Raw genomic sequence first — 19568 nt, forward strand, 5'->3', positions numbered from 1 at the left:
GTCGCCGCCCACTCGCTCGGCGACCTGGTGGCGAAGCTGGAGCGGCCACGTGCCGTCTGGCTGATGCTGCCCGCCGCCGTCGTACAGTCCACCCTCGATCAGCTCACCGACCTCCTCGACCCGGACGACGCGGTCATCGACGGTGGCAACTCCTACTACCGCGACGACATCACCCGCGCGGCACAGCTCGCTCCGCACCGCCTGCATTATCTGGACTGCGGAACATCGGGCGGTGTCTGGGGACTTGAGCGCGGCTACTGCCTCATGATCGGCGGCGAGCAGGAGCCCGTCTCCCGGCTCGACCCCATCTTCCGCACCATCGCGCCCGGCACCGGCTCCGCCGAGCCCACACCGAGCAGGCACGCCAACGGGTCGGCGCCGGAGGGCTATCTGCACTGCGGTCCGAGCGGGGCAGGCCACTTCGTGAAGATGGTCCACAACGGGGTCGAGTACGGAATGATGGCCGCGATCGCCGAGGGGCTCAGCATCATCGAGCACGCGGACGCCGGGCTTCGCAAGCGCTCCGCAGACGCGGAGACCACCCCGCTGCGCGAGCCGGAGGCGTACCAGTACGAGATCGACGTCGGCGAGGTCGCCGAGGTGTGGCGCCGCGGCTCGGTCGTGGGCTCCTGGCTCGTCGACCTCACCGCGGACGCACTGGCCCGCTCACCGAAGCTGGACGAGTTCACCGGGCGCGTCTCGGACTCCGGTGAAGGGCGGTGGACGGTACTGGCCGCGATCGACGAGGGCGTACCCGCCGCCGTGATCACCACGGCGCTCACCGACCGGTTCCAGTCCCGGGGTCTCGGCGAGTTCGCCGACCGGGTGCTGTCCGCCATGCGCAGTGAGTTCGGCGGACACGCCGAGAAGCGGAGTGGGCGATGAGCGGGCCGGACGACCATGTGATCGTGCTCTTCGGCGCGACGGGGGACCTCGCCAAGCGCAAACTCCTGCCCGGGCTGTTCCACCTCGCCACGGCGGGCCTGCTCCCCGACGGCTACCGCATCGTGGGCTCGACACCGGCTCGCTCGGCCATGAGCGACGACGCGTTCCGCACCCTCGCGCACGACGCGGTCGCCACCTTCGGACGGTCCAAGCCGACCGGGCCGGTGTGGAAGTCCTTCGAGGAGTCGCTGTCCTTCGGCGCCGCCGACCCTCAGGACCCGGGCCCGCTGCTCGCCGCGGTACGAGCCGCCGAGGACTCCCTCGGCGGGCCGTCACGCAGACTGTTCCACCTGGCCATTCCACCCTCGGCGTTCGCGTCCATCATCGGCATGCTCGGCGACACGGGCCTGGCGGAGAACGCGAAGGTGATCGTGGAGAAGCCCTTCGGCACCGATCTCGCGTCGGCACAAGCGCTCAACGAGACGATCCACACCGTGTTCGACGAAACCCGGGTCTTCCGCATCGATCACTTTCTCGGCAAGGAGTCGGTGGACAACATCCTCGCCCTCCGATTCGCCAACGGGATGTTCGAACCCATCTGGAACCGGGACCACATCAGCTATGTGCAGGTCGACGTGCCCGAGACGCTCGGCCTCGAAGGCCGTGCCCACTTCTACGAAGGCACCGGGGCCTTCCGCGACATGATCGTCACGCATCTGATCCAGGTGCTCGGCATCGTGGCGATGGACCCACCGGTCTCGCTCGCCGCCGAGCCGTTGCGCGACGAGAAGGACAAGGTCTTCGAGGCGTTGCGCCCCATCGAACCCGCGCATGCCGTGCGCGGCCAGTACGAGGGCTACCGCGCCGAACCGGGTGTGGCCCCCGATTCGTCGACCGAGACGTTCACCGCGCTGCGGATGGAGGTGGACAACGGGCGGTGGGCCGGAGTCCCGTTCCACCTGCGCTCCGGCAAGAGCCTCGCCCAGCGCCGCCAGGTGATCACCCTCGGACTGCGCGAGCCGCCCCTGCGGATGTTCGCCGCCGACCTCGCCGATCAGCGGCAGGACCGCGGCAACAAGATCGTGATCGACTTCGGGGACCCCGGGTGGATCGCCGCCGCCTTCCTCGCCAAGGAGCCCGGCCCCGCCATGCGGCTCGAACCGGCGACGATGACCTTCGGCTACGCCGGCTCCTTCTGCGAGGAGAACGGACTCGAAGGCTACGAACGCCTGATTCTGGACGCCATGCTGGGCGACCAGTCGCTGTTCACCCGGTCCGACGGCATAGAACACATCTGGAGGGCGTCCACGCCCCTCCTCGAGAACCCACCGCCGGTCCAGCCGTACGCCCCCGGCTCATGGGGCCCCGAACCGGCCATCAGCGACCTGATCGCACCACACCCGTGGCATCTGCCGGAAGCCGTCCAGATGTTCCCCGGAACCGGCACATGACCGACCGCCGCTGCGCGTGGGCGCTGAGCTCTGACGCGATGGCGGCCTACCACGACACGGAGTGGGGCCGTCCCGCGCACGACGATCAGCACTTGTTCGAAATGCTGCTCCTGGAAGGGGCCCAGGCGGGGCTGTCCTGGTCGACCGTGCTGAACAAGCGTGAGAACTACCGCCGCGCCCTCGACGGGTTCGCGCCCGAGATCATCGCCTCCTACGACCAGTCACGGCTGGACGACCTGCTCGCGAACGACGGAATCATCCGCAACCGACTGAAGATCGCCTCGACGGTGAAAAACGCCCGCGCCTTCCTCGACATCCGGGAAGCCTTCGGCTCTTTCGACACCTACCTGTGGGACTGGGTGAAGGGCACCCCCATCGTGAATAACCCGGCGCCCGGCGATCCGCTGCCGAGCAGTACCGATCTGTCCGACCGTATCGCCAAGGACCTCAAGCGCCGCGGTTTCACCTTCGTCGGCACCACGATCGTCTACGCCTATCTGCAGGCGGTGGGGGTGGTCGACGACCATGTCGACGGCTGCCCCGCGAAATCACGCTAGAGCCGTCCGCCCGCGCACCGCACACATCGCTCTCGCACCACGGCGGGAACGCTTGATCCACGACCGGCCACAGCCTGCCCTTATGGGCCCCATAAGGGGCGCCACCGCGCCGGGTTTCGCCCGATCGTGAGCGGCCATCCGCGGGGCCAGGCTGAAAAAGGGGTCTCGCCGACACCCGGAGCCACATGGTGCGTGCCATCGTGATCGAGAAGTTCGGTGGACCGGACAGCCTCGTCTACACGGAACTACCGGATCCTGAGCCCCAGGCCGGTCATGTCGTCATCGACATCAAGGCGTTCGGTCTCAACCACGCCGAGATGCATATGCGCAGGGGCGAGTGGGCCGAGGCCGCCAAGGTCAGCGGGATCGAGTGCGTCGGCCTGGTGGCCTCGTGCCCCGGCGGTGAGTTCCCCGTCGGGGCGAAGGTCGCCGCGTTGATGGGCGGCCTCGGACGCACCGTCAACGGCAGCTACGCGGAATACACCCGGGCGTCGGCGTCGAATGTGGCACTTATCGAATCCGATCTGCCGTGGGCCGAGCCGGCCGTCATCCCGGAGACCTACGCGACCGCCTGGACATGCCTGTTCCGCAATCTGGAGATCACCCCGGGGCAGAGCCTGGTCATCCGGGGAGCGACCTCGGCCTTCGGCCAGGCTGCCGTCAACCTCGCGGTGAACGCCGGTGCCCGCGTCATCGGCACCTCGCGCAACCGTGAGCGCTTCGCCCTGCTGGAGGAACTCGGCGTGGAGCGAGCCGAGTTGGAGGAACCGTACCTCTCCGAGCGGATCTCCGAAGCCAAGCGGCTCGACGCGGTACTCCCATAAGCAGAACCTCGCCCCGGCCACATCCCGGTGATGCCGTCCGGATCGTCCGGCCAGGACCGCCTGAGGACCAACTGCCGTAAGGTCCACAGAGTTGGATCACACCACTTAAGAGGAGAAGCCGTGAGCGAGGACCGTTTCGCGGGCAAGGTTGTGCTCATCACCGGCGCCGGATCCGGCATCGGCGCCGCCGCGGCGCACCGTTTCGCGCGCGATGGCGCCACCGTGATCGTGGTCGGACGCACCGAGGAGAAGTTGCGGAAGACGGTCGCCGCCGCGCCCGCCGGTTCGACGGTCGTCGCACGGGTCGCGGACGTCTCCGACGAATCGGCGGTCACCGCCCTCATCGATGGCGTGGCGGGGGAGTACGGCCGCCTGGACGTGCTGGTCAACAACGCGGCCGTGGCCGCGGTCGGCACCGTGGGGGACATCGGCACGGCCGACTGGCGGCAGGTCATGAGCGTCGTCGCCGACGGCACCTTCTACATGTCGAGGGCCGCACTGCCGCATCTGCGCGCCGTCGGCGGCAACGTCGTGAACGTCGGCTCGGTCTCCGGTCTCGGTGGGGACTGGGGTCTGGCCGCCTACAACGCGGCGAAGGGCGCGGTGGTCAACCTGACCCACGCCATGGCGCTCGACCACGGCGCCGAAGGGGTCAGGGTCAACGCGGTGCACCCGAGCCTCACCGCCACCGAGATGGCCACGCCCGTAGTCGAGAGCGAGACCGCCATGGCCGCGTTCCGTCAACGCATCCCCATGCAGCGCGCGGCCGAGCCCGAGGAAGTCGCCGACGTCATCGCCTTCCTGGCCAGTGCCGATGCCCGGTTCGTCAACGGCGTCCAGATCCCGGTCGACGGCGGACTCCGCGCCTCCTCGGGCCAGCCCCGCATGTTCTGAGCAGCGGTTCTCGGCGGCCGGCCCGACGAGAGCGATAGCGGAAGGAAATCCGCCCGTGCCGTGAGGGTGTCTGCCGTCGGTCACCTGTCCCGGTACGGGGCCAGGAACGCGGTCAGCGCGGCCAGCATCGCCTCCGGGACCTCCTCGGCGGGGTAGTGGCCACAGCCGGGCAGGACATGACTCTCCACGTCGTCCGCGGCGAGCCGCATCGTGTTGCCGACCGCTTCGCCCAGGTTCTCCGCGCCCGCGAGGGTCAGGACGGGGAGGGTCAGCCGCCGGGTCCTGCGCTGCTGGTTCTGGGCGATGGTCGTGTCCAGCGCACGGTAGAACGCGAAGCTGGAGCGCAGGGCTTCCGGGTCGGCGGCGAGGGTGTCGACGTAGTGCCGCACGGCGTGGTCAGGCAGCGCTTTCGCGGCCTTCGTGGCGAATTGGTGGCCGAAGTAGAGGTGTTCCCGTCCGCTGACCAACTGCTCGTTGAGGTCGGGGAGACGGTTGAAGGCGAAGTGCCAGAGGTGGTCGTTGGCCTCCGCGCTGCCGATGAGCGGCGGTGAGGGGGACAGCCCCGGGATGACGGCCTCGGCGACGGCCAGCCGGTCGAGCCGGTCCGGGTGATCGGCGGCCAGGGCATAGCCGGTCCACATCCCGATGTCGTGACCGACCATGGCGAACCGCCGATGCCCGAGCGCTTCCATCAGTGCCACCAGGTCGGTCGCGAGCGTGCCGGTGTCGTACCCGTCCAGGGGTTTGCCGGACAGCCCGACACCGCGCGGATCGACCGCGACGACATGGAAGTCCCGGGCCAGCGCCGGCATCAGGTGGCGCCAGGCGTACCACGTCTGGGGCCAGCCGCACAGCAGCAGCAGCGCGGGCCCTTCACCGCCGGTGACGGCGTGCAGACGCACGCGTCCGGTGTCGACGTAGTGGCTGGTGAAGGTGTCGGTGAACCCGTCCGGGAGACCCGGCGCCCGCGCGGCGGAACCGGGGCCCTCGGGCGTGGGCAGGGAGGTGGGGGACGAACTCATGGTGATGTCCTTTCACGGGGTGGAAACGGGGTGGGAGGGATGGTGTGCAGGATGGCCGTCGCTCACGTGGCGGGGCGGCTCAGCGCGCCGCCGAGGGTCGTCGCAACGACGGCGATGGCGAGGATCAGGGTCGCCACGTTCTGGTTGATGGCCTGGTCGAGGAGGCCTAGGGCCAGCGTGGGCACGATGGTGCCGGTGTAGGCGGACAGGAAGTACGTCGCGAGCAGATCCGCCCTGCGCCGCGGGTCGGCCAGCCGCTGGGTGACGGCGATGCCACGGCGGAATGCCAGGCCGATGCCGGTACCCGCCAGGAGCGTGCCGACGACGAACGTCACCAGTGACTGTGTCCACAGCCCGGTCTCGAACACCGCGACACCCGCTATGAGGAACACCGGCGCCGCCCAGCGCCCGGAGACCCACCGTGCCGGGGCGGCCACTTGCGCGATCAGGGCGATGAGGAACAGCAGCCCGACCTCCGCGCCGACGGCCGCGAGGTTGTGGACGTGCAACCGTTCACGGAGGAAGGACGGCACCAGCGACGAGAACAGCCCGCTGACCGCGAACGCGGCGAGGACGGCCGTGGCGGCTCGCAGGAATTCGGCACGCGCCGCCCGCTGGTCGGGGACGGTCGGGCGGCGCACGGACACCGTGGGGCGGCGCCGGGCGGCGACGGTCTCCGGGGTGACGACGAGGGCGAGAAACGCCGGTACCAGGCTCGCGAGGTAGACCCAGAACACCAGGTGCGTGGGGTCCGTGCCGTACTGGGCGAACAGGCCGGCGGCGACGGCGCCCAGCCCCAGCCCGCCCATGTTCGCCGCCGTGGAGACGACGGACGCCCGCGGGGCGTGCTCCTCCCCGGCGAGCTCGCCCAGCGCCGCGGTCCCCGTGGCGGTGAAGATGCCGGTGCCGAGGCCGCACAGGAACCGCGCGGCCAGCAGGGTCCCCACGTCATCGGCGACGAGGAACAGCGAGGTGCTCGCGGCCGCGGCGACCAGGGCGGCGATCAGGAGGGGACGGCGGCCCACGGCGTCGGACAGCGAGGCGAACACCATGAGGGCGAGCACGGTCCCCAACGCGTAGACGGCGAAGACCAGCGTCGTGGTGAACGGTCCGAAGCCCATCTGGGGCGCCCAGAACACATACAGCGGAATGGGCAGCGTCCCACCCAGCATCACCAGGGTGTACACCACGGCTACGAGCCAGAACCCGCCGCGCGCCCGGCCCCCGATGCCGGGCGGCGCGGCCGGTGTGCGGACGTCTGGTGCGATGTCGTCGATCATCGTGCGGCTCCTTTCGAGTGCGATAACCACCGGCCACCACGCTAACCATCTTGGATCGATCGATCAAACATAGATTGACCAATCGATCCAAGATGTAGGTAGGATCACAGTGGAGTCGCGAAGAAGGAGGTGGGCCGCATGTCGGGCCGGAAGCAGTTCGATGTCGGGATGGCCCTGGACCAGGCCATGCGCGTGTTCTGGCAGCGCGGGTACGCGGACGCCTCGCTCGATGCCCTCGCCTCCGCCACCGGCCTTGGGCGCGGCTCCCTCTACGGCACCTTCGGCAACAAGGACACGCTGTTCCGCCAGTGCCTGGACCGCTATGTGTCGATCTACGGCGCCCGGTACGAGCAGGCACTCGCCGCATATCCCGGTGATCCGGTGCGCGCGGTGGAGGCGTTCTTCGACGTCATCCTGGCCCGCATCGCCGACCCGGCCGTCCCCACCGGGTGCCTCATCGCGCAGTCCGCCACGCAGTCGCTGACGCTCAAGGAGGAGAACGGCGCCAAGGTGCGCGGTCTGCTGGACCTGCAGCACCGGCGGGTGCGCGAGGCGCTGGCGGACTCCTCGGCCGACCCTCGTGTGCTGGACGAACTCGCCACGTACGTCGTCGCCGTCAACCAGTCGCTGGCCGTGCTGAGCCGCGCCGGTACGTCGGACGCGCAACTGCGCTCCGTGGTCCGGCTCGCGTGCACAACGGTGGCGGACACCCTCGCCCGGACAACGAGCGAGGGCGCCGCGCGAGGTTAGCGCGGCGCCCCGTGGGCCTGGGTCCACCCGTCGGATCAGGGTCGGGCACTGCGCGTACGCGTACGCCGTGCCGCGACCGCTCGGCTGCTACGCCGCGATGACGGCCGCCGTGGTGCGACCACCGTCGACGTCCAGCACGATGCCGTGGACGAACGCGGCCTCGTCACCGGCGAGGTAGACCGCGGCGTGTGCGATGGCCTGCGGACTTCCGACGCCCCCGGCCGGAGTGCCGTTCATCATGACGTCGCCCGGGTGCACCTCGCCGGGTACGGGCGTGTGGACCACTCCGGGAGAGATCGCGTTCACCCGCACGCCGCGCGGGCCGAATTCGGCGGCCCAGGCGCGCGTCAGGGTCTCCACCGCGCCCTTGGTGGAGCTGTAGAGCGCGCCGAGGGGGATGCCCAGCCGGGCGATCCAGGACCCCAGATTGATGATCGCCCCGCCACCGGCCTCGGCCATGGCCGGAGCGACCGTGGCGGTCAGGAAGAACGGTGCCTTCACGTTCACGGCGTAGACCCGGTCGAAGGCCGTCTCATCGGTGTCCACGGTGCTGTCGCCGGGGTAGACGCCGGCGTTGTTGACCAGGATGTCGATGCCCCCGCCCAGAGCGGACGTCGCCGCCTCGGCCAGGGCGCGGGACGACTCGGCGCTTCCGTCCAGATCCGCCTGTACGAAGTCGGCCCGGCCGCCCCGCGCGCGAATGGCGCCGACGACCTCGGCGCCCCGCTCGGCGCTGCGCCCGGACACGATCACGTGCGCACCCTCGGCGGCGAACATCTCCGCGATCGCCCGTCCGATGTTGCTGGTCGCACCGGTTACCAGAGCCCTCTTGTCCTGCAGCCGTCCACTCATCACGCGCTCCTGCCACGCTCGTTATCCGCGCCATCGATGTCCCGCGGGACGCGACCTCGATTTCGATCAGGTCGGGCGCGCGGGCACCGCCCGGATCCGCCCGGGGGCCATGCCACTGTGCGAAGAAAAAAATGGACTGCAAGTCCATTCGCCGCCGCCGCGCCGCGCCGCGGATTGCCCGTCGCCGCCGGGTCGACCTGCCCGTCCGCCGCCACCCCGATCAGGCGGCGGCGCGTCGCAGATCCCCGATGCCCTGATCGAGCGCGGCGCGCAGATGCTCGGCTCGGCCGGTCGACTGGAGAATCGCCACGCCACCCTGGATGCCCGCCAGCAGGGCGGCCGCGCGGTGCTCGACGTCCAGATCGGCGGGCAGGTGTCCGGCCGTCTGCAGGGCCCGGATACCGGTGGCCAGGCTCCCCTGCCACTGGCGCATCAGCGCCACCACCACATCCCGGGCGCCCGGGGTGGAGCGGCCCAGATGGAGGACCAGCGAGCCCAGCGGACACTCCTCACCCTGCTCCTCGTAGCGCTCGACCACCACATCGCGCCACCGCTGCCACGCCTCCCAGGAGTCCAGACATCCGAGGTACGGCTGCTGGTCCTCCAGGACCTGGTCGGCCTCGTGGTGTGCGACGGCCAGGAGCAGCTCGTCCTTCCCGGCGGGGAAGTAGTGGAAAAGCTGGCTCTTGCTGGTGTGGGTGCGCGCCATGACGTCATCGAGCGTGGCGATCGACACGTCCTTCTCGCGCAGCACCGCGGCCGCGCCCTCGATGATCCGGTTCCGGGTGGCCTTCCCCTTTGCCGTCAGCTCCTTGCGCATGACGTCCCCTCTCGACTGGACTGGCTGGTCCAGTCTACTGAGCGAGGTTCCGGGTCAGGGCCGCGGCGATCCCTCGGCAGCCGCTTGCCAGCCCGGCGACGTCCCGACCGAGGGCCAGCGCGAACGGCTTTCGGCCCGGTGGTAGCCGTGCGCGCCGGGCGCCTTATCGGTGGTCGGCCAGTGCGGCATTGAGCTGGACGACGTTCACCCGCCGCTCGCCCAGGAAGCCGAGGACGCGGTCCTCGACATGGGCGGTGACCAGCGCGTGCACGGTCGCAGGCCGCAGGCCGCGGGTCTTGGCGACCCGGTTCACCTGCTCATAGGCGTACGCCGGGGAGATATGCGGATCGAGGCCGGAGCCGGAGGCGGTGACCGCGTCCGCCGGGACGTCCCTGGGGGCGACACCGTCGAACCTCGCGACCGCGGCACGCCGCGCCTCGACCGACCGGACCAGGACCGGGTTGTTGGGGCCGAGGTTGGAGGCGCCGGTGGCCAGGGGGTCGTAGCCGCCGGCGGACGGGCGGGGCTGGAACCACGCGGGATCGGGTCTGAGCGCCTCGCCGGGATTTCCCGGGTGGGCCTTGGGGAGGGCGAAGTTCTGGCCGATCAGGCTGGAGCCCATGACCGTGCCGTGCCGGGTGATCCGTGAGCCGTTGGCCTCGTGCGGGAAGGCGCCCTGGGCCACTCCGGTGACGGCGAGCGGGTAGAGGACGCCGGTGACGACGGTGAGCACGAGCAGGATCCGCAGGGCGGACAGGTGGGTACGGACCACGGTGGGAAGCGAGCGGGTCACGGCGATGCCTTCTTCCGGGGCGTCCTGGCGGGGCGTCGGTCAGCGGAGTCCGGGGATGAACTGGACGACCAGGTCGATGAGTTTGATGCCGAGGAAGGGCAGCACGAGCCCGCCGAGGCCGTAGACCCCGATGTTGCGGCTGAGCAGGTCCGCCGCCGAGGAGGGCCGGTAGCGGACACCGCGCAGGGCGAGCGGGATCAGCGCGACGATGATCAGCGCGTTGAAGATGATCGCGGAGGCGATGGCCGAGGTCGGGCTGTGCAGCCGCATGACGTTGAGCTTCTCCAGGCCCGGATAGACCACGGTGAACATCGCGGGGATGATGGCGAAGTACTTCGCCACGTCGTTGGCGATGGAGAAGGTGGTCAACGCACCGCGCGTGATGAGCAGTTGCTTGCCGATTTCCACGATCTCGATGAGTTTGGTGGGGTCGGAGTCGAGGTCGACCATGTTGCCGGCCTCCTTGGCGGCCGACGTACCGGTGTTCATCGCCACCCCGACGTCCGCCTGGGCCAGCGCCGGGGCGTCGTTGGTGCCGTCGCCGGTCATCGCCACCAGCTTGCCGCCCGCCTGCTCCCGCCGGATGAGCGCCATCTTGTCCTCGGGCGTGGCCTCCGCCAGGAAGTCGTCCACCCCGGCCTCCTCGGCGATGGCCCGCGCGGTCAGCGGATTGTCGCCGGTGATCATGATCGTGCGGATGCCCATCCGCCGCAGCTCATCGAACCGCTCCCGCATCCCGTGCTTGACCACGTCCTTGAGGTGGATGACGCCGAGCACCCGGGCGGCCGCGTCGTCGGCGCGTTCGGCGACCACCAGCGGGGTGCCGCCCTCCTGCGAGATCCGGTCCACGACCGCCTGGACATCGGCGCCGGACCGGCCACCGTGGCCGGCCACCCAGCCGGCGACGGCCGAGGCGGCGCCCTTGCGCACCTGACGGCCGCCGATGTCCACCCCGCTCATCCGGGTCTGCGCGGTGAAGGGCACGAACCGGGCCTCGCCCAGCTCACCCTCGTCCCGCGCCCGCAGCCCGGACGTCTCCTTCGCCAGGACCACGACCGAACGGCCCTCCGGCGTCTCATCGGCCAGCGACGACAACTGCGCGGCGTCCGCGAGCTCTTCGACCGCCGTCCCGCCCACCGGCAGGAACTCGGCGGCCTGGCGGTTGCCGAAGGTGACGGTGCCGGTCTTGTCCAGCAGCAGGGTGTTGACGTCCCCGGCGGCCTCCACGGCGCGGCCGGATAGGGCGAGGACATTGCGCTGGACGAGGCGGTCCATACCGGCGATGCCGATCGCGGACAGCAGTGCGCCGATGGTGGTGGGGATGAGCGCGACCACCAGCGCGACCAGGACCACGATGGACTGCTCGGCCCGGGCGTAGATCGCGAACGGCTGCAGGGTGACCACGGCGAGCAGGAAGATGATGGTGAGCGAGGCGAGCAGGATGTTCAGCGCGATCTCGTTCGGCGTCTTCTGCCGCGCCGCGCCCTCCACCAGCGCGATCATCCGGTCGATGAAGGTCTCCCCGGGCCTGGAGGTGATCTTCACGACGATCCGGTCCGACAGCACCTTCGTACCGCCGGTGACCGCCGAACGGTCGCCGCCGGACTCGCGGATGACCGGCGCCGACTCGCCGGTGATCGCCGACTCGTCGACCGAGGCGACGCCCTCGACCACATCCCCATCCCCGGGGATGAGCTGCCCCGCCTCGACCAGCACATGGTCGCCCAGCCGCAGTTCCGCGGCCGGTACCTCCTCCTCCGCCGCATCCGTCGCCCCCGGCCGCCAGTCCACGAGCCGGCGGGCGACCGTGGCGGTCTTCGTCCGCCGCAGCGTCTCCGCCTGGGCCTTGCCCCGCCCCTCGGCGACGGCTTCCGACAGCGTGGCGAAGAGGACGGTCAGCCAGAGCCAGACGGTGATGACCCAGGCGAAGACGCTGGGGCTCCGGCAGGCCAGCGCGGTGGTGAGAAGCGCGCCGACCTCCACCACGAACATCACCGGGTTTCTGACCATGCCCCGCGGGTCCAGCTTCCTGGCGGCGTCGGGCAGGGAGGCGATGAGCTGTTTCGGGTCGAGCAGACCGCCGGAGACGGGGCGGGACGGTGAGGACACTACTGGAGCCCTTCCGCGAGCGGTCCCAGCGAGAGAGCGGGGAAGTAGGTGAGGCCGACGACGATGAGGACCACGGCGGTCAGCAGACCGACGAACTGCGGCCGGTGGGTGGGCAGTGTCCCGGCCGTGACCGGCACCGGGGCCTGCCCGGCGAGCGACCCGGCCAGCGCCAGGACGAACACCATCGGCAGGAAACGGCCGAAGAGCATGACGAGGCCGAGAACGGTGTTGTACCAGGCGGTGTCGACGCCGAGCCCGGCGAAGGCGGAGCCGTTGTTGTTGGCGGCCGAGGTGAGGGCGTACAGCACCTCGGAGAAGCCGTGCGGCCCGGGGTTGAGCATCCCCGCGCGCTCACCGGGCAGCGCCATCGCCAGGCCCGCGCCGACCAGCACGACCGCGGGAGTGGTCAGGATGTACAGGGAGGCGAACTTCATCTCCCGCCCGCGCAGCTTCTTGCCCAGATACTCGGGCGTACGTCCCACCATGAGCCCGGCCACGAAGACCGCGATGACCGCCAGGATGAGGATGCCGTAGAGGCCGGATCCGGTGCCGCCGGGCGCGATTTCGCCCAGCATCATGTTGAAGATCGTCATCCCGCCGCCGAACGGCGCGTACGAGTCGTGCGCGGAGTCGACCGCACCGGTGGAGGTGAGGGTGGTGGAGGCGGCGAAGAGGGCCGAGGCCCAGATGCCGAATCGCTGCTCCTTGCCCTCCGTCATGCCGCCCGCGGCGTGGCCCGCCTGGCTGCTGACGCTGTGCAGCTCGGTGACGGTGACGATGGCGACCGAGGCGGCCCAGATCAGCGCCATGACCGCCACGATCGCGTAGCCCTGGCGGTTGTCCCCGGCCATCCGGCCGAAGGTGCGCGGCAGCGCGGAGGAGATCACCAGCAGGAGATAGATCTCCAGCCAGTTGGTGAAGGCGTTGGGGTTCTCGAAAGGGTGGGCGGAGTTGGCGTTGTAGAAGCCGCCGCCGTTGGTGCCCAGCTCCTTGATGACCTCCTGGGAGGCCACCGGGCCTCCGGTGACGCTCTGGTGGCCCCCGGCGATGGCCGGGATCGAGTCGACGCCGTGGAAGTTCTGGATCACACCGCCCGCCGCCAGCACGATCGCGAAGACGAACGCGAGGGGGAGGAGGACCCGCAGCACGATCCGGGTCAGGTCCACCCAGAAGTTGCCCACCCGGTCGGTCTCCCTGCGGGTGAAGCCGCGGATCAGGGCGGCGACGACGGCGATGCCCACCGCCGCCGAGACGAAGTTCTGCACCGCGAGCCCGGCCATCTGCACCAGATGCCCCAGGGCCGCCTCGCCGGAGTACGACTGCCAGTTGGTGTTGGTGACGAAGGACGCTGCCGTGTTGAAGGACCGCGCCGGAGGCATCGGCTGCCTGCCGAGCGACAGCAGCAGATGGTTCTGCAGCCGCAGGAATCCGTACAGGAAGAGCACCGACACCGCGGAGAACGCGAGTACCCCGCGCAGATAGGTGCTCCAGCGCTGATCGGCGTCCCCGTCCACCCCCGCCAGCCGGTGGACCAGCCGCTCGGCGCGCGGGTGCCGGGGCGTGGTGAGGACGCGGGCGATGTAGTCGCCCAGCGGCCGGTAGGAGAGGGCCAGCGCCACCACCAGCGCCAGCACCTGGAGCCAGCCCGCGAGGGTGCCGCTCACTAGAACCTCTCCGGGAAGATCAGGGCCAGCACCAGATAGCCGAGCAGGGCGGCGGCCACGATCAGTCCCACGAGGTTGTCGGCGCTCACAGCCGGCCGACCCCCTTCGCGACCGCGCCGATGACGGCGAACACGGCGATGGTCAGGACGATGAACACCACATCTGACATGCGGACAACTCCCCGGCGGGTCGGGTCGTAAGGGCCGCCGTGACCGCGTACCACCTCGGCCACCGACGACCCTTGTTAGCGCGACCCCGATGTCCCGCCCGACGACGTCGGCGGTGTTTTGTCGCAAATCGGGCCGATGGAGTGAACTGGCGGTATCGGATCCCGGTCATCGGGCGCCGCGGTCCTGACGTTCTCCTGACGTCGGCCACACGGGTCCATCAGGGCCGCGTCAATCCCCGAGGGCATGGCGTCAGGGTGGCGACAAGGCCCATGGATCGCCCATCCGCGCCGTGCGAGGTTGAGTCTCGCGGCGGAGAGAGCCGCGGAACGGCCGCTCAGCGGTGTGTGGGTATCAGCGCGATGACCAGCACCGTCGCCGCTGACACCGCGGGCCGGCGCGTACACGGTGCACGGCACCGTTACCTGAGTGCGCGTCGGTTCCCGTGGGGGCACCGCCTTTCGCCCTCCCCGCTCTCTCCGCCGCATGCCAAGGCCCCGCGGGGGCGGCGTGCACGCCGCCCCCGCGGGGCCCTTGGTGCGGTGGCCGCTCCACGCGGTCACCGCCCCCGTCGTTACCGACCGACGCCGCTACAGCCCGACGTCGCGGCTGCGGATGTCGTCCAGCGACTCGCGCCGTACCAGCAGCCGCGCCCTGCCGTCGGCCACGGCGACCACCGGCGGGCGGCCGACCAGGTTGTAGCCGGAGGCCATGGACAGGTGGTACGCGCCCGCCACCGGCACCGCGAGCAGGTCGCCGGGGCGGATGTCGCCGGGCAGCTCCGCCTCGCCCGCCAGCACGTCCCCGGCCTCGCAGTGACGTCCGGCCACGGTGGCGGTGGCGAGCGGCGCCGTGGTGGCGCGGCCCACGAGCCGGGGCGCGTAGCGCACTCCGTACAGCGCCGGGCGGGGGTTGTCGCTCATCCCGCCGTCCACCGCGACGAAGGTACGGTGCCCGGTGCGCTTGACGGCCAGGACCCGGTACAGCGCGATCCCGGCCGGCCCCACGACGGCGCGGCCCGGTTCGATGATCAGCCGGGGCACGGGCAGCCCGGCCGCCGCGCAACTGTCGGCCAGTTCGGCGCGCACCCGGGGCCCGAGCGCGGCGATGTCCAGGGCGGGCTCGCCGGGGCGGTAGGCGATGCCGTATCCGCCGCCCAGATCCAGCTCGGGGAGGGTGATCCCGTGCTGGTCCCGGACCCGGGCCAGCAGGCCGACCATGCGCCGTACGGCCGCCAGATAGGGCTTGGCGGAGGTGATCTGGGAGCCCAGATGGCAGTGGAGGCCGACCAGTTCCAGATGTGGCTGGTCGAGGATGCGGGCGATGGCGTGGTGTGCCGAGCCATCGGCCAGCGACAGGCCGAACTTCTGGTCGTCGGTGCCGGTACGGATCTTGGCGTGGCCGCCCGCGGCGATGCCCGGGGCGACCCGGACCATCACCTTCTGGCGGCTGCCCTCGGGCACCGCGACGGCCAGCCGGGCGATCTCCGAGGGGCTGTCGATGACGATGCGCCCGACGCCGAGGCGCAGCGCGGCCTGGAGGTCCTGCGGGCTCTTGGCGTTTCCGTGCAGCACGATGTGCTCGGGCGGGAAACCGGTGGTGACCGCGAGCTCCAGCTCGCCGGCCGAGCACACGTCCAGGCCCATGCCCTCCTCCTCCACCCAGTGCGCCATGGCGCGGCACAGGAACGCCTTGGCGGCGTAGAGGACGGCGGCCTCCGGGAAGGCGTCGTGGTAGGCGCGGCAGCGGGCCCGGACCTCGCCCTCGTCGAGGAGGTACACGGGGGTGCCGAAGCGGTCCGCGACCTCGGCGAGCGACACTCCGCCGACGGCCAGGTCCCCGTGGGCGAGCGGGGTGGTCGAGGCGGGCCAGACGGACAGCGCGCCGTCGAGGGGCGGGGTGTGGGGCGGGCGGGGCCCGGTGCTGGTGATCAGTGGCGTGACCATGGCGTCCTCCCTCAACCGAGCCACACGCCGAGGAACCCGACGAGGGCCGCGGCCCCCGCCACCCGCAGGGCGCCGACGGTCTGCGGGCGCCGTGCGAGCCTGGTGTCGTCGCGGCGCTCCGGCGCCGGCGGTGCGACATCGCGGACCGCGAGCCGCGGGTCCACGGTGAGCGAGGTGGCGCCGAGCGGTTCGGTGAGGGCGCGCAGCGCCGGTTCGCCGAGCCGGATCCACGGCTGCCGGGCGCCGAGGACGGCGGTCAGCTTGCGCCGGGTGGAGAAGCCGACAGCGGTACGGCCGCCATGGGGGGTACGGAAGATGCGTACGGCGCAGCCGGCGGGTCCCGGCCGGACGGGGACGTACAGGACGCGTCCGGCCGGGACGGGTTCGTCGGGCTCGGGGTCGTCTCCGTACAGACGGTTGGTCATGATGTGCCTCCAGGGGGAGCGGGGAAGGCCCTGGAACCGGACAGCGGACCGGGGCCCGGACAGGACGGTAAGTCCCGCGCCTTGCGGAGGGAGGCCGTCCCTGACGCGACGCTGACGCGAGGACGGGAAGTCTTGACGCGATGCTGGCGGCGGCCACCCGCGCACGCGGCCATGACCGCACCCCTCCTCATCGTCATGGCCCCGTTGGCGGCGGCGAGGAGGAGCGCCACGCGGCCCTCACCCGCTGCGGGTGGCCTTCCGGCTCCGGCCCCGGTTCCGTTCCCTGACCTGCGGTCCGCCGCCAGTGCTCGGCCACCTGTGTTCCCGTGGCGAACCACACGTCGTCGTGTCCGCGGATGTGCTCCAGCAGTTCCTCGAGCATCAGCGCCCGCCGGCTTGCCGATGGACTGCGGGTCGAGGGCCGGTATCCAGCACAGGCCGTGGTCCCGGAAGGCGTCGAACGAGTCCTTCCAGTCCGCCAGGACGTCCCCGTAGGCCGCGATGCGGGACTCGCCGGGCGGAAACGCCACCGGCCCGCCGTTGTAGAGGAAGTACGGGTGGTCGGCGTACTCCCACAGCCACGGCAGCTCCACCACCGGTGTGGGCCGCCCCGCGGACCACAGCCGATGGGGGCGGTCGTCGCCGTGTGTGGAGGAGGACCACCCGAACCCCAGCTCGTCGAGGAGCGCGGCGTGCCCGTCGCCCAGCACGCCGGGCGCGGCGCGCAGCCCGGTCGGCCGGACACCGGCCACCGACTCCAGCAGATCGGCGGTGCGCGACCACGTCTCCCGGACGCTTGCGGTCGGTGTTTCCCCGGGGACGGGAGGCGCCGCGGCGGCGATCTCATGGCCGGCGGCGGCGATCCGCCGGACCGCGTCGGGATGGTGCAGGGCGGTGCGCTCGGGGACGAACCAGGTGGCGGGGAGGGCGTATTCGTCCAGCAGCTCCAGCAGCCGCGGCACGCCCCGGCGGATCCCGTACGTCCCCAGCGAGAGGGTCTTGGGCCGGTGCCTGGCGGACGGGTGCAGCCGGAGCCAGAACAGCTCGGCGTCCAGGGTGAAGGTCAGCGCCACCGCGCAACGGGCGCCCTCCGGCCACCGCGGGCGCGGCTGCCGCCGCCGGGCACCAGTGCCGACGGTGGTGCCGCTGCCGGGGGTGGGCGGATGCGTCCCGGGGGTGGCCGGGTGCGCCCCGGGGGTGGGCGGGTGCGCCCCGGGGGTGGGCGGGTCCGTCCTCGTCATGCCACGCTCCTCGGGGGCTCCGCGCGCGACCGCCACCAGTCGGCGATCTGGGCGCCCGTGGCGAACCACACGTCGCCCGTGCGCCCGATGTGGTCCAGCAGGCGCTCCAGGGCGCGTACTCGCTGGGGTTTGCCGATGACCTGGGGGTGCAGCATCAGGACGTAGCACAGGCCCCAGCGGTGGTAGCCGTCGAACTCGCGGCGCCAGTTGTCGAAGGTGGCGAGGGTGCCGGCGATCCGGTCCAGGCCGGGGGGCTCGGGCGGGGATTCGTTGTAGACGAACTGCTGGTAGTCGTCCAGCTCCCAGTGGGCGGGGATCTCGATCAGGTCCGTGCTGCGGCCGTCGATCTCCCAGCGGTAGGGCCGGTCGTCGCCGCGCATGGAGCTGGAGTAGGAGAAGCCCAGCTCCTCCAGGAGCGACGGGGTGTCGGCGGCGATGTCGCCGCTGGGGCTGCGGAACCCCACCGCGCGTACCCCGGCCGTGCGTTCCAGTTGGTCCTGGCTGCGCTCGATGATGTCGCGCTGGGCCGCGCGGGGGTGGTCGAAGAAGGTCTCGTGCAGCCAGCCGTGATGGCCGATCTCATGACCGGAGGCGGCGATGTCCTTCACCAGGGCGGGCCACTGTTCGACGATCTTGCCCGGGACGAAGAAGGTGGCGGGCAGCCCGCGGTCCTCCAGCAGATCCAGCAGGCGCGGGGTGCCCCTCCAGGGGCCGTAGGCACCGATGGAGAAGGCCCGCGCGTCGTCGCATCGCCCGGTGGCGCGGTCGTCGAGCCACAGGGTGGGGCCGTCCACGTCGAAGCTGAGCATGACGGCGCAGCGGGCCCCGTCCGGCCAGACGGGCGGCGGTTCGCGGTGCATGGCGTCTTCCGATCCTCGAGGGTCGCGGGGTCCGGCCCGGGCGGTCAGCTCTTGCGTGGCCGGGGCTCGGCCCGGTCGATCAACTGGCCGCGCAGTACGGTGAGTTGATGGGAGGCTTCGACGGCCCGGGGCTCGTCCAGCGAGGCGAGGGCCAGTACGAGGGTGTCCATGACGACGATGCCCGCCAGGGATTCGGCGGTGATGCCGGTGGGCGTGTGCGGGGCGCTGATCACCACATCGGCGTGGGTGGCCAGGGGGCCCGTGGGGACGTCGGTGACCAGTACGACGCCCGCGCCGACGGCCCGGGCCCGGTCGGTGAGCACGGTGAACTCCCGCAGCCGGCGGCCGGGATGGAGGATCACCACGGCGTCGCCGCGGCCGAGGCTCAGCAGTTCGTCGGCCATGGTGAAGCCGGTGGCGCCGATGAAGCGCGCCCGGCGGCCGGCCCGGCGCAGCTTCAGCACCAGATGCCGGGCGGCGAGTTCCGAGGCGCCGACGCCGTAGGCGACCACCTCGCGCGCGTCCGCCAGCAGTTGCACCGCTTGCTTGAGCACATCCGTCTCCAGCAGGCGGCGGCACTGGTCGAGACGCTCCGCGGCCTCGTCGAAGACCCGGTCCTTGACCTGGTCCAGGTCGTGGCGGCCGACGCGGGCGATGCGCTGCTTGAGCCGCTCCTCGGGGGCGGTCGCGGAGGTGAAGCCGGCGGCCAGTTCCCGCTTGAGCGCGGGCAGGCCGGCGTAGCCGAGGCGCTGCAGGGCGCGGACGACGGTGGCGTTGCTGGTGCCGCTGGCCGCGCCCAGCTCCTGTGCGCTCGCGAAGAGCAGATTCTCCGGTGGGGCGCTCACCAGGTACTGGGCCACCACCCGCTCGGAAGCGGACAGCTCACCCCACATGTCCCGGACCGCGGAGGCCAGCCGTGTCGCCCCGGTAACGTTTTTCGGTTCGCTCATTACAGCTATTGACTTCCCTGTGACGGACATTACTATCTGGGCTCATCGTTCCAAGAACGCTGATTTCTGAAACAAACA

At 71.2% G+C, this 19568-nt stretch carries 20 protein-coding genes; 6 read left to right on the plus strand and 14 right to left on the minus strand.

The window, feature by feature from the left end; translation table 11 throughout:
• From gnd to J5X86_RS39555, 5 genes are all read left to right on the plus strand, one after another.
• On the plus strand, positions 1-885 hold an 885-nt coding region (gnd, locus tag J5X86_RS39535; protein WP_208521473.1), incomplete at its 5' end, for a phosphogluconate dehydrogenase (NAD(+)-dependent, decarboxylating).
• A complete protein-coding gene (gene zwf / locus J5X86_RS39540) occupies positions 882-2336 on the plus strand; it encodes a glucose-6-phosphate dehydrogenase (RefSeq protein WP_208521474.1) in 1455 nt (484 codons plus the stop codon). The genes gnd and zwf, both read left to right, overlap by 4 nt.
• The gene (locus tag J5X86_RS39545; RefSeq protein ID WP_208521475.1) at positions 2333-2893 is read left to right on the plus strand and encodes a DNA-3-methyladenine glycosylase I; all 561 of its coding nucleotides are present in this window, start codon (positions 2333-2335) and stop codon (positions 2891-2893) included. Before zwf ends, J5X86_RS39545 begins: the two co-directional genes overlap by 4 nt.
• A 185-nt stretch (positions 2894-3078) precedes the next feature.
• Positions 3079-3717 (plus strand): alcohol dehydrogenase catalytic domain-containing protein, encoded by a 639-nt coding sequence (locus tag J5X86_RS39550; protein WP_208521476.1) that lies wholly within the window; start codon positions 3079-3081, stop codon positions 3715-3717.
• A gap of 120 nt (positions 3718-3837) precedes the next feature.
• Positions 3838-4611: an SDR family oxidoreductase gene (locus J5X86_RS39555; RefSeq protein WP_308124855.1), complete on the plus strand. Its 774-nt coding sequence runs from the start codon at positions 3838-3840 to the stop codon at positions 4609-4611.
• Between the two features lie 80 nt (positions 4612-4691).
• Here the strand turns inward: J5X86_RS39555 and J5X86_RS39560 are convergent, their stop codons facing one another.
• Positions 4692-5633, minus strand: a complete 942-nt coding sequence (locus tag J5X86_RS39560) for an alpha/beta fold hydrolase (protein ID WP_208521478.1) — start codon at positions 5631-5633, stop codon at positions 4692-4694.
• Between the two features lie 62 nt (positions 5634-5695).
• Positions 5696-6913 carry an MFS transporter gene (locus J5X86_RS39565; RefSeq protein WP_208521479.1) on the minus strand — a complete coding sequence of 406 codons (1218 nt, stop codon included), beginning with the start codon at positions 6911-6913 and terminating at the stop codon, positions 5696-5698.
• Positions 6914-7051: 138 nt separating this feature from the next.
• Between J5X86_RS39565 and J5X86_RS39570 the strand changes: the two genes are divergently transcribed.
• Positions 7052-7663 carry a TetR/AcrR family transcriptional regulator gene (locus J5X86_RS39570; protein WP_208521480.1) on the plus strand — a complete coding sequence of 204 codons (612 nt, stop codon included), beginning with the start codon at positions 7052-7054 and terminating at the stop codon, positions 7661-7663.
• Between the two features lie 87 nt (positions 7664-7750).
• Here the strand turns inward: J5X86_RS39570 and J5X86_RS39575 are convergent, their stop codons facing one another.
• From J5X86_RS39575 to J5X86_RS39630, 12 genes are all read right to left on the minus strand, one after another.
• Positions 7751-8515: an SDR family NAD(P)-dependent oxidoreductase gene (locus J5X86_RS39575; RefSeq protein ID WP_208521481.1), complete on the minus strand. Its 765-nt coding sequence runs from the start codon at positions 8513-8515 to the stop codon at positions 7751-7753.
• A 220-nt stretch (positions 8516-8735) separates the two neighbouring features.
• Positions 8736-9335 carry a TetR/AcrR family transcriptional regulator gene (locus tag J5X86_RS39580; protein ID WP_208521482.1) on the minus strand — a complete coding sequence of 200 codons (600 nt, stop codon included), beginning with the start codon at positions 9333-9335 and terminating at the stop codon, positions 8736-8738.
• Between the two features lie 163 nt (positions 9336-9498).
• Complete coding sequence (kdpC, locus tag J5X86_RS39585) at positions 9499-10128, minus strand: potassium-transporting ATPase subunit KdpC (protein ID WP_208521483.1); 630 nt, start codon at positions 10126-10128, stop codon at positions 9499-9501.
• Between the two features lie 39 nt (positions 10129-10167).
• Complete coding sequence (kdpB, locus tag J5X86_RS39590) at positions 10168-12237, minus strand: potassium-transporting ATPase subunit KdpB (RefSeq protein ID WP_208521484.1); 2070 nt, start codon at positions 12235-12237, stop codon at positions 10168-10170.
• Complete coding sequence (kdpA, locus tag J5X86_RS39595) at positions 12237-13901, minus strand: potassium-transporting ATPase subunit KdpA (RefSeq protein WP_208521485.1); 1665 nt, start codon at positions 13899-13901, stop codon at positions 12237-12239. The genes kdpB and kdpA overlap by 1 nt, the downstream gene beginning before the upstream one ends.
• Complete coding sequence (gene kdpF / locus J5X86_RS39600) at positions 13901-13990, minus strand: K(+)-transporting ATPase subunit F (RefSeq protein ID WP_078640107.1); 90 nt, start codon at positions 13988-13990, stop codon at positions 13901-13903. Before kdpF ends, kdpA begins: the two co-directional genes overlap by 1 nt.
• Positions 13987-14133, minus strand: coding sequence for a hypothetical protein (locus J5X86_RS39605; RefSeq protein WP_208521486.1), 147 nt, complete (start codon positions 14131-14133; stop codon positions 13987-13989). The genes kdpF and J5X86_RS39605 overlap by 4 nt, the downstream gene beginning before the upstream one ends.
• A gap of 525 nt (positions 14134-14658) precedes the next feature.
• Entirely contained in the window at positions 14659-16014 is a 1356-nt protein-coding gene (gene lysA / locus J5X86_RS39610; RefSeq protein ID WP_208521487.1) for a diaminopimelate decarboxylase, read from the minus strand.
• 11 nt (positions 16015-16025) lie between these two features.
• A complete protein-coding gene (locus J5X86_RS39615) occupies positions 16026-16439 on the minus strand; it encodes an SAV_915 family protein (protein ID WP_208521488.1) in 414 nt (137 codons plus the stop codon).
• Entirely contained in the window at positions 16436-17680 is a 1245-nt protein-coding gene (locus J5X86_RS39620) for a polysaccharide deacetylase family protein (protein ID WP_208521489.1), read from the minus strand. The genes J5X86_RS39615 and J5X86_RS39620 overlap by 4 nt, the downstream gene beginning before the upstream one ends.
• Positions 17677-18540, minus strand: coding sequence for a polysaccharide deacetylase (locus J5X86_RS39625; RefSeq protein ID WP_208521490.1), 864 nt, complete (start codon positions 18538-18540; stop codon positions 17677-17679). Before J5X86_RS39625 ends, J5X86_RS39620 begins: the two co-directional genes overlap by 4 nt.
• 44 nt (positions 18541-18584) lie before the next feature.
• Positions 18585-19490, minus strand: coding sequence for a MurR/RpiR family transcriptional regulator (locus J5X86_RS39630; RefSeq protein ID WP_208521491.1), 906 nt, complete (start codon positions 19488-19490; stop codon positions 18585-18587).
• Positions 19491-19568 lie beyond the last annotated feature (78 nt).

The sequence above is a fragment of the Streptomyces sp. NEAU-YJ-81 genome, from assembly GCF_017592595.1.
Classification (GTDB): Bacteria; Actinomycetota; Actinomycetes; order Streptomycetales; family Streptomycetaceae; genus Streptomyces; species Streptomyces hygroscopicus_B.

Coding starts and splice junctions, on each gene's coding strand:
- J5X86_RS39565 (WP_208521479.1), bottom strand. CDS start 6,913: ATGATCGACGACATCGCACCAGACGTCCGCACACCGGCCGCGCCGCCC.
- zwf (WP_208521474.1), top strand. CDS start 882: ATGAGCGGGCCGGACGACCATGTGATCGTGCTCTTCGGCGCGACGGGG.
- J5X86_RS39550 (WP_208521476.1), top strand. CDS start 3,079: ATGGTGCGTGCCATCGTGATCGAGAAGTTCGGTGGACCGGACAGCCTC.
- J5X86_RS39615 (WP_208521488.1), bottom strand. CDS start 16,439: ATGACCAACCGTCTGTACGGAGACGACCCCGAGCCCGACGAACCCGTC.
- J5X86_RS39625 (WP_208521490.1), bottom strand. CDS start 18,540: ATGCACCGCGAACCGCCGCCCGTCTGGCCGGACGGGGCCCGCTGCGCC.
- J5X86_RS39580 (WP_208521482.1), bottom strand. CDS start 9,335: ATGCGCAAGGAGCTGACGGCAAAGGGGAAGGCCACCCGGAACCGGATC.
- J5X86_RS39620 (WP_208521489.1), bottom strand. CDS start 17,680: ATGACGAGGACGGACCCGCCCACCCCCGGGGCGCACCCGCCCACCCCC.
- lysA (WP_208521487.1), bottom strand. CDS start 16,014: ATGGTCACGCCACTGATCACCAGCACCGGGCCCCGCCCGCCCCACACC.
- J5X86_RS39570 (WP_208521480.1), top strand. CDS start 7,052: ATGTCGGGCCGGAAGCAGTTCGATGTCGGGATGGCCCTGGACCAGGCC.
- J5X86_RS39560 (WP_208521478.1), bottom strand. CDS start 5,633: ATGAGTTCGTCCCCCACCTCCCTGCCCACGCCCGAGGGCCCCGGTTCC.
- J5X86_RS39575 (WP_208521481.1), bottom strand. CDS start 8,515: ATGAGTGGACGGCTGCAGGACAAGAGGGCTCTGGTAACCGGTGCGACC.
- J5X86_RS39545 (WP_208521475.1), top strand. CDS start 2,333: ATGACCGACCGCCGCTGCGCGTGGGCGCTGAGCTCTGACGCGATGGCG.
- J5X86_RS39630 (WP_208521491.1), bottom strand. CDS start 19,490: ATGAGCGAACCGAAAAACGTTACCGGGGCGACACGGCTGGCCTCCGCG.